General features: G+C 56.3%; 7 protein-coding genes and 1 pseudogene. 5 read left to right on the top strand and 3 right to left on the bottom strand.

Annotated elements, in window-relative coordinates; all coding sequences use genetic code 11:
* The 4 genes from M7F93_RS11365 to ampD all read left to right on the top strand — a co-directional run.
* Window positions 1-423 (top strand): glutathione binding-like protein (locus M7F93_RS11365; protein ID WP_298173565.1); only part of this gene is annotated, 423 nt, incomplete at its 5' end.
* A gap of 128 nt (window positions 424-551) precedes the next feature.
* Window positions 552-686, top strand: a complete 135-nt coding sequence (locus tag M7F93_RS11360) for a hypothetical protein (protein ID WP_298173562.1) — start codon at window positions 552-554, stop codon at window positions 684-686.
* An 87-nt stretch (window positions 687-773) separates the two neighbouring features.
* Window positions 774-1109, top strand: a complete 336-nt coding sequence (locus M7F93_RS11355; RefSeq protein WP_298173559.1) for a thioredoxin family protein — start codon at window positions 774-776, stop codon at window positions 1107-1109.
* Complete coding sequence (gene ampD, locus M7F93_RS11350) at window positions 1106-1690, top strand: 1,6-anhydro-N-acetylmuramyl-L-alanine amidase AmpD (protein WP_298173554.1); 585 nt, start codon at window positions 1106-1108, stop codon at window positions 1688-1690. The genes M7F93_RS11355 and ampD overlap by 4 nt, the downstream gene beginning before the upstream one ends.
* Window positions 1691-1763: 73 nt before the next feature.
* Here ampD and M7F93_RS11345 read toward each other — a convergent pair whose 3' ends face one another.
* Window positions 1764-2471 (bottom strand): epoxyqueuosine reductase QueH, encoded by a 708-nt coding sequence (locus M7F93_RS11345; protein WP_298173551.1) that lies wholly within the window; start codon window positions 2469-2471, stop codon window positions 1764-1766.
* A gap of 83 nt (window positions 2472-2554) precedes the next feature.
* Here M7F93_RS11345 and M7F93_RS11340 point away from each other — a divergent pair, with 83 nt between their 5' ends.
* Window positions 2555-2884 (top strand): 4a-hydroxytetrahydrobiopterin dehydratase, encoded by a 330-nt coding sequence (locus M7F93_RS11340; RefSeq protein ID WP_298173548.1) that lies wholly within the window; start codon window positions 2555-2557, stop codon window positions 2882-2884.
* 63 nt (window positions 2885-2947) lie between these two features.
* Here the strand turns inward: M7F93_RS11340 and M7F93_RS11335 are convergent, their stop codons facing one another.
* The gene (locus M7F93_RS11335) at window positions 2948-3256 is read right to left on the bottom strand and encodes a hypothetical protein (protein ID WP_298173544.1); all 309 of its coding nucleotides are present in this window, start codon (window positions 3254-3256) and stop codon (window positions 2948-2950) included.
* A gap of 175 nt (window positions 3257-3431) precedes the next feature.
* Window positions 3432-3596, bottom strand: a pseudogene (locus M7F93_RS12005) (heterodisulfide reductase subunit B); the annotation flags it as partial.

The following is a 3596-nucleotide window of genomic DNA, read 5'->3' as shown; positions in this document are numbered from 1 at the left end:
GAGGGGCCAGCCATTATCCAGTATCTTGCTGACCGCGTGCCGGAAAAGCAGCTCGCCCCACCCATGGGCACGATAGAGCGCTACCGGCTCATGCAATGGCTCAATTTTATTTCTACGGAACTGCACAAGGGTTTTTCTCCATTATTCAATCCACAGGCGCCTGAGGAATGGAAGGCGGTGACCACGGCCCAACTTGCGCGGCGCCTGGGCTCTGTCAGCCTGCAGCTAGAGGGCAAGGATTGGCTGTTGGGCAACGACTTCACGGTGGCCGATGCCTATCTCTTTACAGTGTTGGGCTGGGGCCGGTATGTGGGCATTGAATTGGAGAGGTGGCCGGTACTCAAGGCGTATCAGGACCGGGTATTTATGCGGCCGGCAGTACAATCGACTCTGAAGGCGGAAGGGCTTCTCCAGGATTCCTGACATCTGATGGTATCGGCGTATGAATTCTCCCCGCGGGTGGGCATAATGCCGCTTCCGGCGGGTGCAACGATGAGATGAAGGGATATAAGCCAAATTTTCTGCTCCCATACAGCGAGGAGCGACCCCTCATGAGCGGCGAATCAAGCAACGTGCAGATGGAGCGATCGTTGCTCATGGGGCAGCACAACATCGCCGACAGTTTGCCCTTGTCGTCGATCACGAAGATGGAACGTACCGCCGAGGCGTCGTTGGCACCAGGGTGAATTATCTCTTTCAGGCGTATATTCTAAGCATCTTGCTAAAGCATGATGCCTGGAGCGGTACTCTGCCGGGTGATATTGGAGAAGTTCATGGAAACGGTATCGGAGCTGGGTTTCTGGCAGCGTATGGCGACCACTCAAGGGCTGATCATTCTTTTTTTTACCTCTGCGGGCTGTCATTCCTGTCGGATCTGGCGCAAGTTGCTGGCGGATTACGAGGCTACCCGCGGTGGCCTGCAAGTCTGGGAGGTCGACGCAGGGATCGATATGGGGATCACTCAGGAGTTGAATGTCTATCATCTGCCCGCACTTTTTCTTTTCCGGGATGGCTATTACCAGCGCCCCATTCAGGTGGAAGCGCGGGCGCATGCATTAGATCGGTGGCTGACAGCGATGGCTGACCAGCCACCGGAAGAGATGCCGTGACCGTGACGGTCTGGGACGGTGCGGGTTGGCACCGTCAGGCGCAGCGCGCGCCGTCGCCCTACCATGACGAACGTCCGGTGAACACGGTGGTGGACCTGCTGGTGGTGCATGCCATCAGCCTCCCGCCTGAGAGCTTTGGTAGCGGTGACGTGCAGCGTTTTTTCATGGGGACTTTGGACTTCAATAGCTATCCGTACTATGGCGCTTTGCGCGACTTGCATGTCTCCGCACACTTTTTTATCGAACGGGATGGTACCTTGTGGCAGCATGTCGGCGTATTTCAGCGCGCCTGGCATGCCGGGGCATCTGCGTGGCAGGGCCGCCTAGCCTGTAACGATTATAGTGTTGGCATCGAGTTGGAGGGCAGTGAAAGTACTACGTTCATGCCGGTCCAGTATCAGCGTCTGGCGATATTGGCGAAAGACTTGCAGGGCCTATTCCCGGGCATGAACCCTGAACGCATGGTGGGACACTCGGACATTGCCCCCGGCCGTAAACGGGATCCCGGTCCCGGTTTTTCCTGGTCTTATCTGGCAGAGGTGAGTAAAAATGGCAGAAATGCAGCAAGCACCAGAGCGTGATTGCGGCGCGGGGCAAGGTGCGCAAATTTGCTCTTGTGTTCCCGGTGCCGGAATTGTTGGGACCGCAAGGCCGCTATGAGCTTTTGATGCCAATCGCCCCCGCAGACTCTGTACCTGGCTCCTGAACCTGTTCGTCGCGGCCGTAGAACTTTACGCCGCGGATGATTTTGCTGCGGCCCTGACTGACCCGGTGCTGATTGCTGTCGCGCAGGGAATAAACACAGCCGCAGTATTCCTGCTGGTAAAACTGCTCGCGCTTGGCGATGTCGATCATCCGTGCGCTGCCGCCACTCTTGCGCCAGTTGTAGCCCCAGTACTGTAATCCTGCATGGCGCGCCGCAGCTCGTTTTCCACAGCCGTTGATCTGGTCCATATCTTTCCAGCGGGAAATACCGAGGGTGCTGGAAAAGACGCTGAAGCCATGTTCAACAGCGTACAGGGCAGAGCGCTCAAGGCGCATATCGAAGCAGGCGGTGCAGCGCTCCCCGCGCTCCGGTTCCCACTCCAGCCCCTTCACCCGGGCAAACCAGTTGTCCTTGTCGTAGTCGAGGTCGACGAAGGGCACCTCCAGTTGCTTAGCGTAACGGATATTTTCTTCCTTACGCAGTTCATATTCGGCCTGGGGATGGATGTTTGGGTTGTAGAAGAGTACGGTAAAACTGACGTTTGCCGCGCGGATATCATCCATGACGGGTCCGGCACAGGGCGCACAGCAGGAATGCAGCAGGATATGCTGGCTGCCATCGGGTGTCTGTAGCGGGGCGGCGGGCTTTTTGGGCATGAGGCAGTTCCCTGATGGATGATTGACTGGATAGCGCAAGGATAGCGCCTTGCACTGATTTTGCCAAAAGAGGAGGACAAAAAATGGAGAGTGATTTGCGCAAAGGGCGTTGCCGGCCTTGTGAAGGCGGGGCGGCAGGGTTGTCGGCGGAGGCCATTCAAGCGGGATTACAGGATTTGTCCGGCTGGCAGCTTGATGGCAGTGCGCTGTGCAGGGATTGTCATTTCAAAAACTTTTACGAAACCATGGCCTTTGTGAATGCGGTGGCCTGGATTGCCGATCGGGAAGATCACCATCCTGATATGGAGGTAGGCTATGGACGCTGTGTGGTGCGCTATAGCACTCATGCCGTAGATGGGCTGACGGATAATGATTTTATCTGTGCCCGGCAGATAAATGCGCTGTTGGCTTGACGCTGTTTGGGAGCAGCATATTCAGGCACCGCTCCCCATTACCCCGCGAAGCGGGGCGCCGTCTTAAGCCTGATGGACTGGGCGCAGGAGAGGGCGCATGCCTTCCCGAATCTGGCGCTGGATGAAGGCAGCGCGGCCAGGCTCGCGCTTGTCTAGTTCAGCGGCACACTGGGAATCCGTCAACGCAGCGGCGCTGAGCATGACTTCCAACTCACAGGTATCTACTTTGGGATCGGTGAGCGCAGTTGGTGCGACATTCATCTGATCGCCAACCTGCCAGAACATCCGCGCATTCCACAGGCGCAGGCGCACATTGGGGTTCTGAAAGAGTTCTACACAACGGGTATTGAGGGCCTTGGGGTCCACTGTCATCCTCCTGTTTAAACGGGAAAAGCCATCGCCTGTGTTGGCGAGCTTGTTTAAGCATACTCGAAAAATGTGCCAGAAGGGGAGGTTTTTGTGGATTGAAGTATTCCATGCCCGGATAGATTCCGTGCGAAATAAAAAACCCCGCACCAGGCGGGGTCATTTCGCACATCAAATTAAATCAGGCGGAAACATTCTTCATGTTGATGTTTTGATTGGTGGCGAGTTCGGGGTTGTAGAGGTATTCCACATTGCCTTGCTCCACCTGCTTGAGATATTCCTGGAAGTCGGCCTTGGCCTTGTCCCAACTGATGCCCATCTTTTCGACCAGATCTTCACAGGGCGA

The organism is Acidithiobacillus sp. (genome assembly GCF_027322205.1).
Lineage (GTDB): Bacteria > Pseudomonadota > Gammaproteobacteria > Acidithiobacillales > Acidithiobacillaceae > Acidithiobacillus.
Note: the sequence above shows the minus strand (reverse complement) of the source record. Positions and strands in the feature narration are given on the sequence as shown.

Excerpts from the sequence above, each read along its gene's own strand:
- M7F93_RS11360 (WP_298173562.1), top strand. The coding sequence starts at position 552 with ATGAGCGGCGAATCAAGCAACGTGCAGATGGAGCGATCGTTGCTCATG.
- M7F93_RS11355 (WP_298173559.1), top strand. The coding sequence starts at position 774 with ATGGAAACGGTATCGGAGCTGGGTTTCTGGCAGCGTATGGCGACCACT.
- M7F93_RS11345 (WP_298173551.1), bottom strand. The coding sequence starts at position 2,471 with ATGCCCAAAAAGCCCGCCGCCCCGCTACAGACACCCGATGGCAGCCAG.
- M7F93_RS11340 (WP_298173548.1), top strand. The coding sequence starts at position 2,555 with ATGGAGAGTGATTTGCGCAAAGGGCGTTGCCGGCCTTGTGAAGGCGGG.
- M7F93_RS11335 (WP_298173544.1), bottom strand. The coding sequence starts at position 3,256 with ATGACAGTGGACCCCAAGGCCCTCAATACCCGTTGTGTAGAACTCTTT.